Source organism: Micromonospora sp. NPDC047548 (assembly GCF_040642975.1).
Taxonomy (GTDB): Bacteria; Actinomycetota; Actinomycetes; order Mycobacteriales; family Micromonosporaceae; genus Micromonospora.
Genome location: NZ_JBEYTI010000023.1, coordinates 83867 through 102014 on the forward strand (window position 1 = coordinate 83867; position 18148 = coordinate 102014).

The 18148-nt window shown below is 73.4% G+C and carries 17 protein-coding genes and 1 riboswitch; of the genes, 10 read left to right on the plus strand and 7 right to left on the minus strand.

The genetic code is table 11. The features are described from left to right. Positions 1–17 precede the first annotated feature (17 nt). From ABZ807_RS22155 to ABZ807_RS22165, 3 genes are all read left to right on the plus strand, one after another. Entirely contained in the window at positions 18–440 is a 423-nt protein-coding gene (locus ABZ807_RS22155; protein ID WP_357161000.1) for a hypothetical protein, read from the plus strand. A 43-nt stretch (positions 441–483) separates the two neighbouring features. Further along, positions 484–762, plus strand: coding sequence for a DUF4229 domain-containing protein (locus ABZ807_RS22160; RefSeq protein WP_357161003.1), 279 nt, complete (start codon positions 484–486; stop codon positions 760–762). A gap of 82 nt (positions 763–844) precedes the next feature. Next, a complete protein-coding gene (locus tag ABZ807_RS22165; RefSeq protein WP_357161006.1) occupies positions 845–1312 on the plus strand; it encodes a hypothetical protein in 468 nt (155 codons plus the stop codon). An 87-nt stretch (positions 1313–1399) separates the two neighbouring features. Here the strand turns inward: ABZ807_RS22165 and ABZ807_RS22170 are convergent, their stop codons facing one another. Continuing rightward, positions 1400–2740, minus strand: coding sequence for a C39 family peptidase (locus tag ABZ807_RS22170; RefSeq protein WP_357161009.1), 1341 nt, complete (start codon positions 2738–2740; stop codon positions 1400–1402). Between the two features lie 240 nt (positions 2741–2980). Next, positions 2981–3121, plus strand: a riboswitch (cobalamin riboswitch). An 87-nt stretch (positions 3122–3208) separates the two neighbouring features. Between ABZ807_RS22170 and ABZ807_RS22175 the strand changes: the two genes are divergently transcribed. The 3 genes from ABZ807_RS22175 (at position 3209) to ABZ807_RS22185 (ending at position 6166) form a co-directional block, all read left to right on the plus strand. Next, complete coding sequence (locus ABZ807_RS22175; RefSeq protein ID WP_357161012.1) at positions 3209–4150, plus strand: ABC transporter substrate-binding protein; 942 nt, start codon at positions 3209–3211, stop codon at positions 4148–4150. 214 nt (positions 4151–4364) lie between these two features. After that, positions 4365–5393: an iron ABC transporter permease gene (locus ABZ807_RS22180; protein WP_357161061.1), complete on the plus strand. Its 1029-nt coding sequence runs from the start codon at positions 4365–4367 to the stop codon at positions 5391–5393. Continuing rightward, complete coding sequence (locus tag ABZ807_RS22185) at positions 5390–6166, plus strand: ABC transporter ATP-binding protein (RefSeq protein WP_357161015.1); 777 nt, start codon at positions 5390–5392, stop codon at positions 6164–6166. The genes ABZ807_RS22180 and ABZ807_RS22185 overlap by 4 nt, the downstream gene beginning before the upstream one ends. A 21-nt stretch (positions 6167–6187) precedes the next feature. Here the strand turns inward: ABZ807_RS22185 and ABZ807_RS22190 are convergent, their stop codons facing one another. From ABZ807_RS22190 to ABZ807_RS22205, 4 genes are all read right to left on the minus strand, one after another. After that, positions 6188–6955 (minus strand): VOC family protein, encoded by a 768-nt coding sequence (locus tag ABZ807_RS22190; RefSeq protein ID WP_357161018.1) that lies wholly within the window; start codon positions 6953–6955, stop codon positions 6188–6190. A gap of 96 nt (positions 6956–7051) precedes the next feature. Next, the gene (locus ABZ807_RS22195; RefSeq protein WP_357161021.1) at positions 7052–7789 is read right to left on the minus strand and encodes an ABC transporter permease; all 738 of its coding nucleotides are present in this window, start codon (positions 7787–7789) and stop codon (positions 7052–7054) included. Positions 7790–7802: 13 nt separating this feature from the next. Beyond that, positions 7803–8720 (minus strand): ABC transporter ATP-binding protein, encoded by a 918-nt coding sequence (locus tag ABZ807_RS22200; protein ID WP_357161025.1) that lies wholly within the window; start codon positions 8718–8720, stop codon positions 7803–7805. A 97-nt stretch (positions 8721–8817) separates the two neighbouring features. Further along, on the minus strand, positions 8818–11124 hold the full coding sequence (locus ABZ807_RS22205) for an AAA family ATPase (RefSeq protein WP_357161028.1): 2307 nt from the start codon (positions 11122–11124) through the stop codon (positions 8818–8820). 719 nt (positions 11125–11843) lie between these two features. Between ABZ807_RS22205 and ABZ807_RS22210 the strand changes: the two genes are divergently transcribed. From ABZ807_RS22210 to ABZ807_RS22220, 3 genes are read left to right on the plus strand one after another with little or no spacing between them, the layout of a single operon-like run. After that, the gene (locus ABZ807_RS22210; protein WP_357161031.1) at positions 11844–12428 is read left to right on the plus strand and encodes a winged helix-turn-helix domain-containing protein; all 585 of its coding nucleotides are present in this window, start codon (positions 11844–11846) and stop codon (positions 12426–12428) included. A 40-nt stretch (positions 12429–12468) separates the two neighbouring features. Beyond that, on the plus strand, positions 12469–13785 hold the full coding sequence (locus tag ABZ807_RS22215) for an MFS transporter (protein WP_357161034.1): 1317 nt from the start codon (positions 12469–12471) through the stop codon (positions 13783–13785). Positions 13786–13818: 33 nt separating this feature from the next. After that, a complete protein-coding gene (locus ABZ807_RS22220) occupies positions 13819–14670 on the plus strand; it encodes a menaquinone biosynthesis protein (RefSeq protein ID WP_357161037.1) in 852 nt (283 codons plus the stop codon). Positions 14671–14690: 20 nt separating this feature from the next. Here ABZ807_RS22220 and ABZ807_RS22225 read toward each other — a convergent pair whose 3' ends face one another. After that, a complete protein-coding gene (locus tag ABZ807_RS22225; RefSeq protein ID WP_357161040.1) occupies positions 14691–15632 on the minus strand; it encodes a hypothetical protein in 942 nt (313 codons plus the stop codon). Beyond that, positions 15632–16621 (minus strand): hypothetical protein, encoded by a 990-nt coding sequence (locus tag ABZ807_RS22230; protein WP_357161043.1) that lies wholly within the window; start codon positions 16619–16621, stop codon positions 15632–15634. The genes ABZ807_RS22225 and ABZ807_RS22230 overlap by 1 nt, the downstream gene beginning before the upstream one ends. Positions 16622–16991: 370 nt before the next feature. Between ABZ807_RS22230 and paaA the strand changes: the two genes are divergently transcribed. Beyond that, a complete protein-coding gene (paaA, locus tag ABZ807_RS22235; protein ID WP_357161046.1) occupies positions 16992–18059 on the plus strand; it encodes a 1,2-phenylacetyl-CoA epoxidase subunit PaaA in 1068 nt (355 codons plus the stop codon). The last annotated feature ends 89 nt before the right edge of the window (positions 18060–18148 follow it).

The window sequence follows — 18148 nt, forward strand, 5'->3', positions numbered from 1 at the left end:
GAGTGGAGCGGGTCGGCGTGAGTGAGCAGCGGAGCGGGTTCCCCCGGCGAGACGCCGAGGGGCGCATTCTCACCCTGGGCGACCTGCTCGGGGTCAGCCTCGCCGGATGGGTCATCGGGGTGCTGGCGCTGGTGCTGTTCGACTGGGCCTTCGCGGCGATCGGCGCGGGGGACTTCGGGCACACCAACGGCTGGCTGGCGGTGATCCTGCCGGCGTGGCTGTTCTGGGACGACTTCCGGGCCTGGGAGTTCGGCGCGGCCCGGGTGGTGGCGGCGCTGCTCGCCGCGGTGGTCGCGGTGGTCGGCGGGCTGCTGGTCGCCGGCCTGGCCGCCGGCCTGGCGCCGCTGCTCACCGGCGGCCTGGCCGCCCTCGCGTTCACCCTGGTGTACGCGGTGCTCTGGTTCCATGGCGTGCACTGGCTGGCCCGACGCACGGGCTGAACCCCGCCCGGGTCACCCCGGCTGCGGAGAACGGAGTGGGAACGTGAGCGCGGCGGTCAAGTACACGTTGGGCCGGATCGGGCTGTTCGTCGTGGTCGTGCTGGCCCTCTGGCCGGTCCACATGAACGTCTTCCTCAAGCTGATGCTGGCGCTGGTGTTCTCCGCCGCGGCCTCGTTCTTCCTGCTGCGGGGCTGGCGGGACGAGATGGCCGAGGAGATGGCTGCCGCGGCCGAGCGGCGGCGCGCCGAGAAGGAGCGGCTCCGGTCGGCGCTGGCCGGCGAGGACCAGCCCGACCAGGCCGACCCGCACCGCGAGGGGTAGGCGCCGGGCGAGCGGGTCGTCACCCGGGCGGCGGCCGCGACGGGGCAGCGGCATCGGAGAAGCCCCGCTAGGGTCTGCCGCCATGGACAAGATCAGCGGATGGCGGACGAAGATTTTCGTCTGGATCGGGCTTCCGGCCATCGCCTTCATCGGGCTGATGCTGGGCGCCACCGATCTCGGGCCGGCCTGGCAGGCGAAGGGCGGCAGCGGTACGCCGGGCACGTTCACCGCGGTGGACGAGGAATGCTCGCGGCGCAACTGTGAGTGGCACGGGGACTTCGTGGCCACCGACGGCGGTGCCCGCCGCACCGAGGTCATCCTCTACGACGCGCCCGACGGCCTGGCCCAGGGCGACACCGCGCCGGCGCGCGACACGGGCGCCCGCAAGGGGGTCTTCTCCACCACGGGCGGATCCACCTGGCTGCTGCTGACCGGGATGACCCTGGCCGGTGTGGTCGCCGCGGTGGCCTGGGCGGTCATCGTGGTCCGGATGGTCCGCCGGCGGCGGCAGGCGGCCGGGACGCCGGCACCGTTCGCCCCGTCCCACTGACGATCGACGAGCCCGAACGACCCGCGAATCGGACAGACGAGCCCGGCACGGAACCCCGTGCCGGGCTCGTCGCGTCCGTGAAGGCGGCTACCAGTTGGTGGAGCCCGGCACCACCGGCCAGGGCCGGTTCGCCGGCTTGATCAGGTACGCGATGCCGCCGGACCCGCCGGCCACCGTGCCGTTGGCCCGGTAGCGCTTGGTCCGCAGCCAGATCTGCTCGAACTGCTCGCGCTTGTAGACGTTGCGCACCTCGGAGTTGGACGAGGAGGCCGGGTCGTTGACGATCACGTCACCGTCGGCGGTGAAGCCGACCACCGCGAACAGGTGGCCCGAGGTGCCGTAGTTGGAGCCGTCCAGCTCGGTGCCGAGGAAGGACTGCGAGGTGATGACGGGGATGCCCGCCTTGATGAAGCGCTCCACCTCGTCCAGCGAGTGCAGCCGGGTCACCCGGGCGTCGATGCCGGGGAAACTGGCCGCGTACGCGGTGTTGAACGGCCAGTTGCCCGCGCCCTCGTACTCGTAGTCCCAGGTCATCCGGGCGGCGTGGGCGACCTGCGGGTCGGTGTAGCCGGGGGTGACCCAGGCCAGGTCCTCGGCGGACGGGCCGCGGCCGTAGTACTCCAGCACCATGGTGGTCGAGGTGGGGCTGCACCAGACCTGCCCGCCGCCGCCCCACTCGGGGTAGTTGCCCCGGTGGATCATCTGGGAGCGGGCCGACACGGGCAGTTCGGTGCCCCAGGCGATCCCGCCCTTGCTGGGCGCGACGGTGAACCGGTCCGGCACGTTCGAACTCATCGCGCCGAGCATCCGGACCTGGGGTGACGCCGCCTGCCCGGGCGCGCGGTAGAGGCTGAGCCGCAACTGGTACGACCGCAGCAGCACGCCGGCCTTGGCGTTGTCGATGGAGAAGGTGTCGGTCCAGATGGTCGACCAGGGGTCGCCCTGACCGTCCAGGGTGGCCCGCTTGATGTCCTGGTCGCCGGAGGCCCAGCGGCCCATCACGTACCAGGGGGTCGCGGCGCCGGTGTTGTAGGTGCCCTGGAGTTCGACCTGGATCCAGGTGCCGGCCGGGGTTTCCGCGTTCCAGGAGGCGACCAGCTCCGTGGCGTCGAAGCCGATCTCGGTGCGGGGTGAGGTCCAGGTGGCGTACTCCCAGGTGCGGGTGGCGCCGCCGTGCGGGTCGGTGAAGGTGGTGGTCCCGGCCGGTTGGCCGATGGCGATCCCGGTCCGGTGGCCCGGGACGGCGTACGTGCCCTGGTGGCTGCCGGAGCGCCAGTCGGGGTGGCTGGACCACTCCTGGAAGGTGATCTGCTCGTCGTGCGCGACGACGGGCAGGTTGTTGTCGGCATGGGCCGGGACGGCGGTGCCGAGGAGGGTGAGCGCGGCGACGCCGGCGAGGGCGACGGCGCGCAGGGCTGTGCTGGCCATGGCAACTCCGCGAGGTGGGGAATCGTTGCCGTTCACTGTCCCGTGCGGAGGGAAGTTACGCCAGATGTCGAGGCATGGAAAATAATTGCCGACGGGAGGATGTGGCTGATCCTGGTGGAGGCCGCGGACGCCTCCGGCGCGAGCCTCGTCGAGGCGGCTGTGGACAACGTCACCATCGCCAGTTCGTGATCCCCGGATGGGCCCCGTACCGCCCCCGCCGGGGCCCCACCCACCCCTCCCGTCCGGACGATCTCCGCTGGTCGTGCGCTACGGTGCTACCGACCAACCGCAGCGAAGCCGGTGTGAAACCGGCGCTGTCCCGCAACTGTGATGCCCCGCCCCGCGGGGACGAGCCAGGTCGCCTGCGTCAGTGGTCGCGACACGCGCTCTCGAGGAAGGGCGCCTCGCGGGCGGGTGCCTTGGTTCCTGTCGGCGAAGCACCACGCTCCTCGACCGACAGGAGGACAGATGTCCGGACGTACCCCCCGGCTGCTCGCCGCCACCCTCGCGGTGGCCGCGCTGGCCCTCGGCGCCTGCGCCGAGAAAACCTCGACCGACACCACCGCCCCCGCCGCCGGCAGCAGCCCGGCCGCCACCTTCCCCGTCAGCGTCGGCGAGCTGACGCTGGAGAAGCGCCCCGAGAAGATCGTCTCGCTCTCGCCGAGCGCCACCGAGATGCTCTTCGCCATCGGCGCCGGCAAGCAGGTCACCGCCGTCGACGACCAGTCGAACTACCCGGCGGAGGCGCCGAAGAGCGACCTGTCCGGCTTCCAGCCGAACGCCGAGGCGATCGCGGCGAAGGCACCCGACCTGGTGGTGCTCGCCAACGACACCAACAAGATCGTCTCCCAGCTCACCACGCTGAAGATCCCGGTGCTGCTCAGCCCGGCCGCGACCACGCTGGACGACACCTACCGGCAGCTCACCGACCTGGGCGCGCTGACCGGCCACCCGGGCGAGGCGGCCGACGTCACCAAGCGGATGAAGGACGACATCGCCAAGCTGGTCAAGGACCTGCCGCAGCGGTCGGAGAAGCTGAGCTACTACCACGAGCTGGGCCCGGAGCTGTACACCGCGACCAGCAAGACGTTCATCGGCTCCCTCTACGCCCTCGCCGGCCTGGAGAACATCGCCGACGCCTCCGACGCCGACGGCAAGAACGGCGGCTACCCGCAGCTCTCCCAGGAAGTGATCGTCAAGGCCGACCCGGACTTCGTCTTCCTGGCCGACACCAAGTGCTGCCAGCAGACCCCGGAGACCGTCAAGGCCCGCAGCGGCTGGGCCGGCGTCAGCGCCCTCAAGAACAACCAGGTGGTCGTCCTCGACGACGACATCGCCTCGCGCTGGGGTCCGCGCGTGGTCGACCAGGTCCGGGCGATCGTCGACGCGGTCGCCAAGGTGCCCGCGTGACCATCCCCCGTCCGTGACCGTGCGACCCACGGAACCCCGACCGGCCGGGACGCCCGACGCGTCCCGGCCGTCCGGCGTGCCCCGCCCGATCCGGTCCGCGTCGGGCCTGGGCGGCCCGGACTCCGCGTCGGGTCCGGACCGCCCGTCCGGGCCCGCGTCCGGCGCGCGGCCGGCCCCCGCGCCGGCCTCCGCCGGCACCGCCCGCCCGGCCGGGCTGCGCCGGCGCTGGCTGGCCGCCGGACTGGGCGCGGTGCTGGCCGCCGTGGTCGCCGGGGTGTCGCTGGGCCCGGTCAGCCTGCCGCCCGGCAGTGTCGCCGCCGAGCTGCTGAACCTGCTGCCCGGGGTGCACCTGGACAGCGGCCTGACCGCCAGCGAGATCGCCATCGTCACCGAGCTGCGGCTGCCCCGGGTGGTGCTCGGCCTGCTGGTCGGCGCGCTGCTCGCCCTGGCCGGCGGCGCGTACCAGGGGGTGTTCCGCAACCCGCTGGCCGACCCGTACCTGCTGGGCGTGGCGGCCGGGGCGGGGCTGGCGGTCACCGCGGTGATCGCCCTCGGCGCGGGCGCGGAGGCGCTGACCGGGCTGCCGCTGACCGTGCCGCTGGCCGCGTTCGTCGGCTCGCTCGGCGCGGTGGCGATGACGTACCTGCTCGGGGTGGCCGGCGCGCGCGGCCGTTCCCCGGCGACGCTGATCCTGGCCGGGGTGGCGGTCTCGGCGTTCCTCTCGGCCGGGCAGACGTACCTGCTGCAACGGCACTCGGACAGCATCCAGCTGGTCTACTCCTGGCTGCTCGGCCGGCTCGCCACCGCCGGGTGGCACGACGTCCTGCTGGTCCTGCCGTACTTCGTGCTCACCGCGGTCGTGGTGCTGCTGCACCGCCGCGAGCTGGACGTGCTCTCGCTCGGCGACGACGAGGCGGCCAGCCTCGGGCTGCACCCGCAGCGCTCCCGCTACCTGCTGATCGCCGCCGCCTCGCTCGGCACCGCGGCGGCGGTCTCCGCGTCCGGGCTGATCGGCTTCGTCGGGATCATCGTCCCGCACACCGTGCGGCTGCTCGCCGGGTCCAGCTACCGGGTGATCCTGCCGCTGTCCATGCTCTTCGGCGGCGCGTTCCTGGCGTTGACCGACGTGGTGGCCCGGACCGTCGCCGCCCCGGCCGAGATCCCGATCGGCGTGGTCACCGCGCTGCTCGGCGGCCCGTTCTTCGTCCTGGTGCTGCGCACCTCCCGGCGGGTGCTGTCATGACGCCGGCGGTCGAGGTGCGCGACCTGCACGTGAAGCTGGGCGGCGGGCCGATCCTGGCCGGGGTCGACCTGACCGTGGCGCCCGGCGAGTGGGTCACCGTGATCGGCCCGAACGGCGCCGGCAAGTCGACCCTGCTGCGCGCCGTCGGCGGCCTGCTGCCCGCGCCGCACGCCGTCTCCCTCTTCGGTACGCCCCTGCGGGCGCTGCGCCCCCGCGAGCGGGCCCGGGTGGTGGCCACCGTCGCCCAGTCCCCGGTGGTGCCGGCCGGGATGTCGGTGCTCGACTACGTCCTGCTCGGGCGCACCCCGTACATTCCGCCGCTGGGTCGGGAGTCCGCCGCCGACCTGGCCGCCGTGCACGAGGTGCTGGACCGGCTGGACCTGGCCGCGTTCCACGGGCGGGAGCTGGCCACCCTCTCCGGCGGCGAGCGGCAGCGGGCCTTCCTGGCCCGGGCGCTCGCCCAGGGCGCCACGCTGCTGCTGCTGGACGAGCCGACCAGCGCGCTGGACATCGGCCACCAGCAGGAGGTGCTGGAGCTGGTCGACCAGCTCCGCCGGGCGCACGGGCTGACCGTGCTCGCCACCATGCACGACCTCTCCGTCGCCGGCGAGTACGCCGACCGGTTGGTGCTGCTCGCCGACGGCCGGGTGGTCGCCGCCGGCCCGCCCCGTGAGGTCCTCACCCAGGAACTCCTCGCCACGCACTACCGCGCCCACGTCCGCGTCGTCGACGGCGACCACGGCCCCCTCGTGGTCCCCATCCGCCCCCGCTGACTTCCCCGCACGGGTGGGATATCAGCCCGCGGTGGGCAGGGTGATGATGGAGAAGAGGGCGCCCTGCGGGTCGCGGAGGGCGGCCAGGCGGCCCTGGGGGATGTCCCGGGGCGGGACGAGGATGGTGCCGCCGAGCTCTGCGGCGCGGGCGGCGCTGGCGTCGGTGTCCGCCACCGCGAAGTAGACCGACCAGTAGGCCGGCAGGTCGGCCGGAAGTTCCTCCAGCGGCGGCATCATGCCGGCCACGATCCGCGCCCCGCACCGCCAGCCGGTGTAGGTGACCGGACCCATCGGCTCGTCCTCCGGATGCCAGCCGAAGACCAGCTCGTAGAAGACCTTCGCGCCCTCCGGATCCGGGGTGACCAGCTCGTTCCAGCTCATCGCCCCGGGCACGTTGAACAGCTCCGCGCCGGTCATCGTCATCGGCTGCCAGACGCTGAACACCGCGCCGGCCGGGTCCGCGAAGACCCCCATCCGCCCCTGGTCGAAGACGTCGAACGGGGGGACCAGCACCTGCCCGCCCGCCGACTCGACCCGGGAGCCGGCCAGGTCGGCGTCGTCGGTGGCGACGTATGTGGACCAGATCGGCACCTGGTCCGGCGTGGCCGGCGGCCCGGCGCCCGCCACCGCCCGCCCGTCCTTGAGGAAGGTGGTGTAGCCGCCCGCCTCCGGCTGTGGCGCGACCCGGCCGGTCCAACCGAACAGCTGGGGGTAGAAGCGCTTCGCGTCCTCCAGGTCGGGGGTGGCCAGGTCGGCCCAGCAGGGCGTGCCAGGCTCGACACCGCTCACGATGGCCCCTCTCCGCCGGTGGCGGCCGCCGACGGCACGCCCTGCCGGCATCGTGGCACCGTCCGGCCGCTGGGCGCGGCGGAAACGGACGAAAGGTCAGCCGTACCGGCGACCCTCGTCCCGCCGGTAGGCCCATCCGGCGAGCGTCGCCAGCACCACCACCCAGACCGCGAGCATGGCCAGGGCGAGTGGGTCGGGCCGCCAGTCGGTGATCGCCGCCCACATCAGCTCGACCGCTCCCCGCGTCGGCAGGAAGGGGGCGATCGCCTTGATGATGCCGGGCGCGTCGTCCGGGCCGGAGAGCAGGCCGCCACCGAAGGCGAGCGGGAAGAAGATGACCTGTGCGACCACGATCGCCGCCTTGCTCGGCAGCGAGTAGCCGATGGTCACGCCCAGCAGGGTGAACGGCACCGACACCACGGCCACGGTGGCCGCGCCGAGCAGGAACTCCACCGGGGTGACCCGGGCTGCGGTGGCGACCGCAGCGATCACCACGACCGGCAGCATCGACAGGTACGTGAGCACCAGGCCGGCCAGGATCCGCCCGGCGAGGCGCGGCGCCGGCCCGGCCGGCAGGGTCCGCGTGTACGGGTTCCAGGGCTGGTCGCGGTCCTCCGCGACGCCGACGCCGTACTGGAAGATGTTGGCGCTCATCACCGCGAAGGTGATCATGGCGGCGGTGGCGTAGGTGGCGCCGGTGGGGTCGTCCCCGGCGAACGGCACAACGAAGAAGAGCATCGCGGCGGCGGGGAAGAACGCGCTGCCGACCACGGCCACCGGGATCCGGACGATCTCCAGCAGTTGGTAGCGCGCGTGGACGAGCGTGAGCTGCACGGCGGTCGGCTCCTCAGACGGTGGTGGGATGGCCGGCGGTGGTGGTGGCGGGCCGGGCGCCGGAGCGTTTGCCCGTGGTGATGGCGAGGAACGCCTCCTCCAGCGAGGTGGGGCGGACCTCCAGCTCGCGGAACGCCACCCCGCCGGTGACCAGATCGCGGACGAGCTGGTCGGCGTCGGTGGTGAGCAGGTGGGTACGGCCCTCGGCGTGCTCGGTGGCGACCACGCCGGGCAGCGCGGGCAGTTCGTCGGCGACCAGGCTGACCCGGCGGACGCCGACGATGCCGCGGACCGCGTTGACGGTGTCGTCGGCGAGCACCCGACCCTGCCCGATCACCACCACCCGCTGCGCCAGCGCCTCCACCTCCTCCAGGTAGTGGCTGCTCAGCAGCACCGTCCCGCCCTCGGCGTGGAACGCCCGGATCGCCTCCCAGAGGGTGTGCCGGGCCTCGACGTCCAGCCCGGTGGTCGGCTCGTCCAGCACGACCAGCCGGGGCCGGCCGACGAAGGCCAGCGCGACCGCGAGCCGGCGGCGTTGGCCGCCGGAGAGACCCCCGGTCTGCCGTCTGGCCTGCTCGGTGAGGCCGAAGCGGTCCATCAGTTCGGCCTTCGGGACCGGGTCGGGGAAGTGCGCGGCGACGAAGTCGACCACCTCGCCGACGCGGAGCGTGCCGGGCAGGCCGGTCTCCTGCGGGGTGACCCCGAGCCGCCGGCGGGACGCCGGGTCGCGGGGGTCGCCGCCGAAGAGCTCCACCCGGCCGGCGGTGGGCCGGCGCAGCCCTACCAGCAGGTTGATCAGGGTGCTCTTGCCGGCGCCGTTCGGCCCGAGCAGGCCGACCAGCTCGCCGGCGCGTACCTCCAGGTCGAGCCGGTCGAGGGCGAGCACGTCGCCGTACCGGCGGGTGGCCTGGTCGGCGCGGGCCAGGATCATCTGGACTCCTCGGGGGTTGCGGACGCGGACGGGTGTACCGACTCGGTTGTACCCCTCCGGCGCCAGCCCCGCCGCCCCTGGCACCGCGCCGGTCCGCTCAGCCGGCCGGGTCGGTCAGCGGCGCGGGCAGCGGCGCGGTGTGCAGCACGGCGAGCCGGGAGACCGCCCGGGTCAGCACCACGTAGAGGCGGTGCAGGCCGCGCGGCTCGGCGGCGACGATCGCGGCCGGTTCGACGACCACGACGTGGTCGTACTCCAGGCCCTTGACCAGCGTCGCGGGGACGACGGTGACCCGCGCCGCGGTCTCGACGTCGTCGGCGGTCGCGGTCGGGACACCGGCGGCGGCCAGCGCCGCGCGGAGCCGGTCCACCGCGTCGTCGGCGGCGATCACGCCGACGGAGCCGTCGTGCGCGAGCGCCGCCCGCACCTCGGCCACCGTGGCCGTGTCCAGGTCGGTCACGGTACGCACGTCCAGCGCGCCGTCGCGGCGCAGCGACTCCGCCGGGGGTACGTCGACGGCGAGCGCGGGCAGCAGCCGGTTGGCGAACGCGACCACCACCGCGGGCACCCGGAAGCCGACGCTCAGCGGCACCACCGCCGCGTCCGGCTTGCCCAGGTGGGCCAGGGACTCCCGCCAGTCGGTGGCCGCCCACGGGGCGGTGCCCTGGGCCAGATCGCCGAGGAGGGTGATCGAGCCGTGCTCGCTGCGCCGGGCGATGGCCCGGCACTGCAGGGGGGAGAGGTCCTGCGCCTCGTCGACCACCACGTGCCCGAAGCCGGCGGACCGCTCGATCAGCCCGGCCGCCTCGTCGATCAGCACCGCGTCGGCGGCGGTCCACTTCGTCGCCTTCGGGGTGCGCCCGAGCCCCGTGCCGGCCGCGGCCCGGTCGCCGCGCCGCCTGGTCGCCGTGTCGGTCCGCGTGGTCGGCCCGTCGGTGGTCGTGGCGTCGCCGGTTCCCGACGCCGGCCCGCTGGTGGCCGCCCGGCCGAGCAGCAGCGCCCGCTCGTCGGCGGTGAGCAGTCCGTCCGCTGCGGCGGCGAGCACGTCCGGGTCGCTGAGCAGGGTGTGCACCAGCCCGTCCGGGGTGAGCGCCGGCCAGACCGCGTCGAGGAAGGCGGTGACCGGCCGAACCTTGCCCATCCGGCGCAGCCAGGCGTCGCTCGGCGACTCGGCCCGGCGCGCCTCGGCCTGACGTTGCAGCAGCCCCACCACCCGGGCCCGGACGCGGTCCCGGCCGGTGGCGTACGGCAGGCCCTCCCGGCGGGTCTCCTCGACCACCCGGTGCAGCGGGTCGAGGCCGATCCGCCAGCGGAACGAGCCGTCCGACACCATGATCGGCTCGGTGGGCGCGCCGATGTGCGCGTCGACGGCCCGGCGCAGCACCTCGGCCAGCCGTACGTCGTGCTTGAGGGTGGCGACGGCGGGGTGGTCGACCGCGCGCACCGGCACCCGGGTGACCAGGTCCTCGACCGTGGCCTGCTCGACCTCGACCTCGCCGAGTGCCGGCAGCACCGCCGCGATGTACGACAGGAACGCCCGGTTCGGCCCGACGATCAGCACCCCCGAGCGGCGCAGCCGCTCCCGGTGCAGGTAGAGCAGGTACGCGGCCCGGTGCAGCCCGACGGCCGTCTTGCCGGTGCCCGGCGCGCCCTGGACGCAGATCGAGTCGGTCAGGTCGGCCCGGACCAGTTCGTCCTGCTCGGGCTGAATGGTGGCGACGATGTCGCGCATCGGGCCGACGCGGGGGCGCTCGATCTCGGCGGTGAGGATCCGGCTGGCGGTGCCCAGCTCCTCGCCCCGGTCCAGGTGTTCGTCCTCGAAGCTGGTCAGCACACCGCCGCTGAACCCGAACCGACGCCGGACGGCGATGCCCTGCGGGTCGCGGGCGCTGGCCCGGTAGAACGACCGCGAGACCGGGGCGCGCCAGTCCAGCACCAGCGGCTCGCCCCGCTCGTCGGTGACGTGCCGGCGGCCGACGTGGTACTCCCGCCCGGAGTGGTCCGCGTCGCCGTGGCCGCTGTGCTGGCCGTCGGCGGTCCCGCCGCTGTGCTGGCCGTCGGCGGTCCCGCCGCTGTGCTGGCCGTCGGCGTTCCCGCCGAAGTCGAGCCGGCCGAAGAAGAGCGGGGTGGTCGGGTCGTCGGCCAGCTCGGCGACCCGCCGGGCCAGCGTGCGGCCCAGCATCTCCGCCGCGTACGGGTCGCCGGCGACCTGCTCGCCGCTGGCGAACAGCGCCTCGGCGCGCTCGCGCATCCGGCGCAGCGCGGCGCGGGAGGTGTCCAGGTGGGCCCGCTCGGCGGCGAGCTGCCCGTCCAGGGTGCCGGCCTGACCGGCGTCGGTTGGTGCGGTGACGGCCGGAGCGGGGCGCTCAGCCGGGTTGGTGGTGGGTGTGGCGGCACGGGTCATCCGAGGCGACCTTCCGGTGGCGTTCGTGTGATCGGTTGACCTGGGCCGCCCGGCGCTCCGTCAGACGCGGTACCGGCTGTGCCCGGTGAGGAAGGCGCGCAGTCCCGCGCGCGGCGCTCCACGTTACGCCCTGCCGCCGCTGACGGCCACGCATTTCCGCTGCCACCCGGTCGCGCGTGCCGCCGCCCGTGATCCCGGCCTGGGCCCGAGGTGAGCCGCCCGCCGCCCGGCGCCCGGCGCCCGGCGGCAACCTGGCGTCGCCAGGTAGCAAGCTCTACACCTTGCCTTGCTTTGGAGCTGATGTCGTAAACGATTCAGCCCCGGCCCGGCCTCGGGTCCGGGTGCTGCCCGGCCTCGGGTCCGGTGCTGCCCGGCCTCGGGTCCGTCCCGGCCCGACCTTGGGCCCGGTGCGGCTCGGCTCGGTCGGGCTCGGCTCGGCTCGTGAAGATCGTGCTCGTTCCTGGCAGTGGTGGCATCCTTCCGCGCCGAGCCGACTACTTCGGAGAAGCAGCACGATCTTGGCGGCGCACGGCGCGGGCACCTGTCGTGACCGGCACTCCGCCCGGTTGAGTCGTTTGCGTCATCAGCTCCAAAGCGCGGTGCGAGGGACCCGGCCGGTGCTTGCCGCGCCGGCGGCCCGGGACGTCGCGCGGCAGGTCGTTGTCGGGCTGGCCGGACCGGCGCTGGTCCGGCCGCCGGCGGGGCGGGATCATGGGGGGATGACGGAGGCACGCCCCGAGCAGCGCCGGATGACGATCAGCGACCCGCAGGTGATGCGGGCGCTGGCCCATCCGGCCAGAATCGCGATCATGGAGCACCTGAGCCCCCGGGAGGGCGGCGCGACCGCGACCGAGTGTGCCGAGATCGTCGGCCTGTCGCCGAGTGCCACCAGTTACCACCTGCGGGCGCTGGCGAAGTTCGGCCTGGTCGAGCAGGCGCCGAGCCGGGGCGACGCCCGGGAGCGGGTGTGGCGCACGTTCAGCCACAGCTGGATGATCGACGTCGGTCAGGGTGCCGGGCCGGAGGCGCGCGCGGCCGAGCAGGCCGTGGTCGAGGCGCACGCGGCCCGCGACGCCGAACGTACCCGGGACTGGTTGCGGCGCGCCAGGGACGAGCCCGCCGAGTGGTACGACGCCGTGCTGTTCAGCGACACCCTGCTGCTGCTCACCGCCGAGGAACTGGCCGAGCTGAACCAGGCGGTGATGGCGCTGTTCGAGCCGTACCGGCAGCGGAATCGGCTGGCCGACCCGCCGCCCGGGGCGCGCACCGTCGCGGCGCAGTACAGGGCGGTGCCGTTGCCGTAAGGGGTTGCTTCGATCAGTTGTGAAGGATTATTTTCGAAGTATGTCCTTCACAACTGAGGCTTCGCGTTGGCCGGACGTCTGGCTCGCCGCCGCCGCCCGCGGCACCACGATCTGCGGGGAGTTCCTCGCCGCCACCGCCCTGGCGCTGGCCCTTCAGGCTTCCGGCGCTGGTGGCCTGGCCGTCTCCGGGCTGCTGCTCGCCGCCACCCTCCCCCTGGTGGTGCTCGCCCCGCTCACCGGCCGCCTCGCCGACCGGATCGACAGCCGAACGCTGCTGGTCACCGTCGGCGTCACCCAGTCGGCGGTCTGCCTGCTGCTCGCGTACGCCGAGCACCCGGTCGCCGTCGTCGCGCTCGTCGGGCTGCTCGCCTGCGGCCTCGCGGTGACCCAGCCCTGCCTGGCCGCGCTGCTGCCGGCGATGGTGCGACGCGACGACCTGCCCCGCGCCAGCGCGGTCCACCAGACCGCCGTCTCCGTCGGCGCGCTCGCCGGCCCGGTGCTCGCCGGTCTCCTCGTCGGGCAGTTCGGCACCCGCGTGCCGCTGCTCCTGGACGCCGCGAGTTACCTGGCGCTGGTGGTCGCCGGCCTGCTGCTGCGGACCCGCCGGGGCGGCCGACGGGCCATGGCCGCGACCGGCGACGTCGCCGCGCCCACTCCCGTATGGAAGCTGCGGCGGGACCCGCTGATGCTGGCGATGGTGGTGACCACCGCGGCGGTGATCACCGCGATCGGCGGGATCAACGTGATCGAGGTCTTCTTCATCCGGGAGACCCTGGACTCCTCCGCCACCGTCTACGGCCTGGTCGGCGCCGCCTGGATGGCGGGCATGCTGCCCGGCAGCTGGCTCGCCGCCCGACTGGCTCGCCGGCTCACCGACGACGGAACCCTGGTGTACGGGGTGCTCGCCACGCTCGGCGGCTGCTCGCTGATGGTGGTGTTCGCCGCGTTCGTGCCGGTGGCCGCGCTGCTGGTCCCGCTCTGGCTGGTCGGTGGGGCGGCGAACGGCGGCGACAACGTCTTCGCCAACGTGCTGACCGCCCGGCGGGTGCCCGAGGCGGTGCGCGCCCGGGCGTACGCGGTCAACGGCGCGGCGGTGCAGGGTGGCTCGATGTTCGGGTACCTGATCGGCGGCGCGCTGCTGGCGGTGCTGCCGCCGCGTCCGTTGATCGCCGGCCTCGGGGTCGCCGGGTTGCTGGTGGTGGCGGCGTTCGTGCCGGTCGTCACCCGCGCGGTCCGCCGGGCCCGCGCCGCCGACGGCCCGGTGGAGGAGACAACCAGCGTCGGTGTGGCGGCGGGGGCCGCGCCGGCCGGCAACCCGGCGGCTGCGGGGTTGGCCACTTCCGAGCAGGCCCGGTGAGCAGACCGCGGAGCACGGGGATACGGTCGGGTAATGGCTGACCGCATCGCCCGTCCCCGGGTCGGACACATCCAGTTCCTGAACTGCCTGCCGATCTACTGGGGTCTGATGCGCTCCGGCGCGCTGCTCGACGTCGACCTGCACAAGGACTCGCCGGACCGGCTGAGCGCCGCGCTGGTCGCCGGTGACCTGGACATCGGGCCCATCTCGCACGTGGAGTACCTGCGGCACGCCGACGAGCTGCTGCTCCTGCCCGACCTGGCGGTGGGCAGCGACGGGCCGGTGCTCTCGGTCAACGTGGTCTCCACGAAGCCGCTGACCGAGCTGGCCGGCGGCCGGGTCGCCCTCGGCTCCACCTCGCGTACCGGCGTGCTCCTCGCCCAGCTCCTGCTCGGCGAGCGGTACGGCGTCCGGCCCGAGTACTTCCGCTGCCCGCCGGACCTGACCCAGATGCTGCTGGAGGCCGACGCGGGCGTGCTCATCGGCGACGTGGCGCTGCGGGCGCTCTACGAGGCGCCCCGGCGAGGGCTGGAGGTGACCGACCTCGGGCAGGCCTGGCGGGAGTGGACCGGCCTGCCGATGGTCTTCGCCGTCTGGGCGGTACGCCGCGACTTCGCCGCCGCCCACCCGGGCCTGGTCAAGGAGGTGCACGAGGCGTTCCTGCGCTCCCGTGACCTCTGCCTGGCCGAGCTGGACCAGGTGGCCGAGGCGGCCGCCCGCTGGGAGCCGTTCGACGCGGCGACGCTCGCCACCTACTTCCGTACCCTCGACTTCTCCCTCGGGGGGCGGCAGGTGGCCGGGCTGCGGGAGTTCGCCCGGCGGGCCGCGGCGATCGGCGAGGCCCCGGCGCTGCCGGACGACGGCCCGGAGTTCTTCGCCGGCTGACCTCGCGTCGACCAGGCGGCTCAGGTGGCCGGGCGGAGCACCGCCTCGGTGATCTTCTGGCAGTTCTTCATGCCGTACTCGTAGCCCATGCCGATCGGGTAGCGGACCATCACGCCCATCGTCCAGTTGTCGCCGATGGCCAGGCAGTTGATGTGCATCTCCTGCTCCCTGGTCCGGTCGATCCAGCCGTTCTTGATGGCGATGGTCTTCTGCTCGGCGGCCGGGAAGGCCTTGCGGATGCCGAAGTCGCCCGCGCCGCGCACCTGCCGCATCTCGTTGAGCAGCCACTCGGTCCACTTCGGGCCCGCCGCCCGACCGTCGGCGATGCACGCGCCGAGCCGGGCGGTGTCCCGGGGGGAGAGGTTGGTCCGGCTCCAGCCGCCGTCGGCGGCCGGGCTGCTGTCGGTGGTCTTGCAGATGGAGATCAGCCGCTTGATCGACGCGGACCGGCCGACGCTGTTGTAGAACTGCTCGGCTCGGGTGTTGTCGCTGTCCCGGATGATCCGGGTGGCATCGGCGAGCTTGGCGTCGCTCGGCGTCTGCCCGGACTCGGCGGCCTTGCGCAGGTAGTCGGCGACGATCCAGGACTTGATCAGCGAGGCGGTGGTGCTGGTCTCGTCCATGTTCTGCGAGCCGATGATCTTCCCGGTCCGGGTGTCCAGGACGCTCCAGGCGTACCAGCCCTTGATGTCGAGGTCGATCTGCTTGTCCTGGAACGGCAGCGGCTCCAGCGACGGCGTCGGGGACGGGGTCGGCTTCGGGCGGCTGTTGCGGTCGGTGGGCTTGCCGGTGGAGCGGTCCGGCGTGGTCGGCGCGCCCCAGTGCGAGGCGGCGGCCGACTCCAGCGGCGAGCCGGGAAGCAGCCGCAGCGACACCAGCACCAGGCCGATCAGGATGGCGGCGACGGCGGCGAGCTTCAATGGCCTCGCGTCCCGCCGGCCTCTGCGGCGGTTGCCGGCCATCAGAGCTTCCCGACCGGCTGCTGCGGCACCTTCAGCGCCGCGCCGGGCTGCGGCGTGACCAACTGGGTGGCGACGCTGGCGCAGACCTTCGCGCCGTACTCCAGCTTGCTGCTCTGCGGGTAGCGCAGCATCACCGCGAGGCTCCACTTGTCGGTGACGGCGAGGCAGCTGACGTGCCAGTTGCCGTCGTAGTTGAGGGGGGTCCAGCCGTTCTTGATGCTGACCGGGCCCTGCGCCTTGATCTCGGCGGGCAGGCCGTCGACGATGCCCCACTTGCCGCCGCCGGACTTGGCCTGCTGGTCCTTCACGCTGCCGCGGACCTGCGCCATCTCGTCGAGCACCCACTTGGTCCACTTCCGGCCGGCCGCCTTGCCGTCGGCGATGCAGTCGCCGAGCCGGACGGCGTCCCGGGGGGACATCCGGGTGAAGCTCCAGTAGCCCTCGTACGTCGGCACGTTGCCGCGCTTGGTGTCGGTGAGGCCGCAGATGCTGATCGCTCGCTTGATCACCGGACCCGGCTGGCCGCCCGCCGGCACCTTGTAGGAGCCGCCGGCCGCGGCGTAGACCTGGTTCGCGGCCCTGTCGTCGCTGTCCCGGATCGCCAGGCTCGCGGCCTTCTTGAGGGCCGCCGTCGGCTCCTTGTCGCCGAGCTGGCGCAGATAGTCGGAGACGATCCACGCCTTGATCATCGACTCGGTCGAGCTGGTCGAGGCCATGTTCTTCGAGCCGGAGATCTCGCCGGTCTGCCGGTCCATCAGGGCCCAGCCGAAGAACTCGCCCTTGAAGTTCACCGAGACCGGCCCGGCGGCCAGCGTCGGCGGCGGGGGTGGGGTGGGCGCGGGGGCGGGGACCTGGGCCGCCGCGCCACCGCCGAGGCCGCCGAGCCCGCCGCCGTCGCCGGCCAGCTTCGCGTACGCGGTCGGCACCAGCAGGCCGGCGCCGAGTAGGACCGCCAGGACGGCGAGCACCATGGTCACGCGAGATCGCATGAGTGGGTGAGCTCCAGATGTCAGGGCCGGGGGGACCGGCTGTTTCCGCATGGGTCGGCTCGACCGCCGAGGCCGGGGGAGATGGCCGTCGTCTTGGTGGCGATCGTCAGCAGCCGATCGGTGTGACCGGGGGAAGTCTACGTCCGGACCGGCGACTCGCCAGAACCCGACGCCCGGCAACTTGCCGTTAAGCCGGGATAAACAGCCGGTATGCCGCGCCTGGGGGGATTCATCTTCGCCAAGTGACGCATGTCATAGCCGCTTTCGTGTCCAGGTTTCGACCGGGAGCGGCTGTCCCGTGACGCAAAGCCCTCTCGGAATCCTGTTACACCCTCTGGTGTCGCCGGGGGCGAGCTGTAACACTTGGGCCATGTATGGCAACGACTTCGCCGCCGAGGGGGATGCTCCCGGTGGTGACCTGCTCGGTCAGGTGGAGGCGGCCGAGGCGGCGCTGCGGGAGGCGGCGGCGCGCGACCGGCGCGGCGCCCCGGAGCCCGGTACGGACCTGGCGGCCTACTTCGCCGAGGTCGTCGACGCGGACCAGAAGATCGAGCCGCGCGACTGGATGCCGGAGGCGTACCGGAAGACTCTGATCCGGCAGATCGCCCAGCACGCGCACTCCGAGATCATCGGCATGCAGCCGGAGGGGAACTGGATCAGCCGGGCCCCCTCGCTCAAGCGCAAGGCGATCCTGCTGGCCAAGGTGCAGGACGAGGCCGGCCACGGCCTCTACCTGTACGCCGCCGCGGAGACCCTGGGGGTGAGCCGGGACGAACTGGTCCAGCTCCTCCTCGACGGGCGGCAGAAGTACAGCTCGATCTTCAACTACCCCACCTTGACCTGGGCCGATGTCGGCGCCATCGGCTGGCTGGTGGACGGCGCCGCGATCGTCAACCAGGTGCCGCTGTGCCGCTGCTCGTACGGCCCGTACGCGCGGGCGATGATCCGGGTCTGCAAGGAGGAGTCGTTCCACCAGCGGCAGGGCTACGAGATCCTGCACACGCTGGCGCACGGCACTCCGGCGCAGCAGGCGATGGTCCAGGACGCCATCGACCGCTGGTGGTACCCGTCACTGGCGATGTTCGGCCCGCCGGACGGAGACTCGACCCACTCCGCGCAGTCGATGGCCTGGAAGATCAAGCGCTTCTCCAACGACGACCTGCGCCAGCGCTTCGTGGACATGTGCGTGCAGCAGGCCGAGATCCTCGGCCTCACCCTGCCCGACCCCGACCTGCGCTGGAACGACGAGCGGCAGTCGTACGACTACACCCAGCCGGACTACGACGAGCTGATGCGGGTGATCAAGGGCGAGGGCCCGTGCAACCGGCAGCGGATGGAACACCGCCGCCGCGCCCACGACGAGGGCGCCTGGGTACGCGAGGCCGCCGCGGCGTACGCCGCCAAGCGGGCGCAGCAGAAGGAGAAGGTGGCCGCGTGAGTTGCCCTGTGTCAAGCCGCCGTCGGGGCGTCGTCGGTTTTGTCCTTGTTGAGGATGTTTTGGAGTGCGCGGTGGTTGGCGGGGTCGTA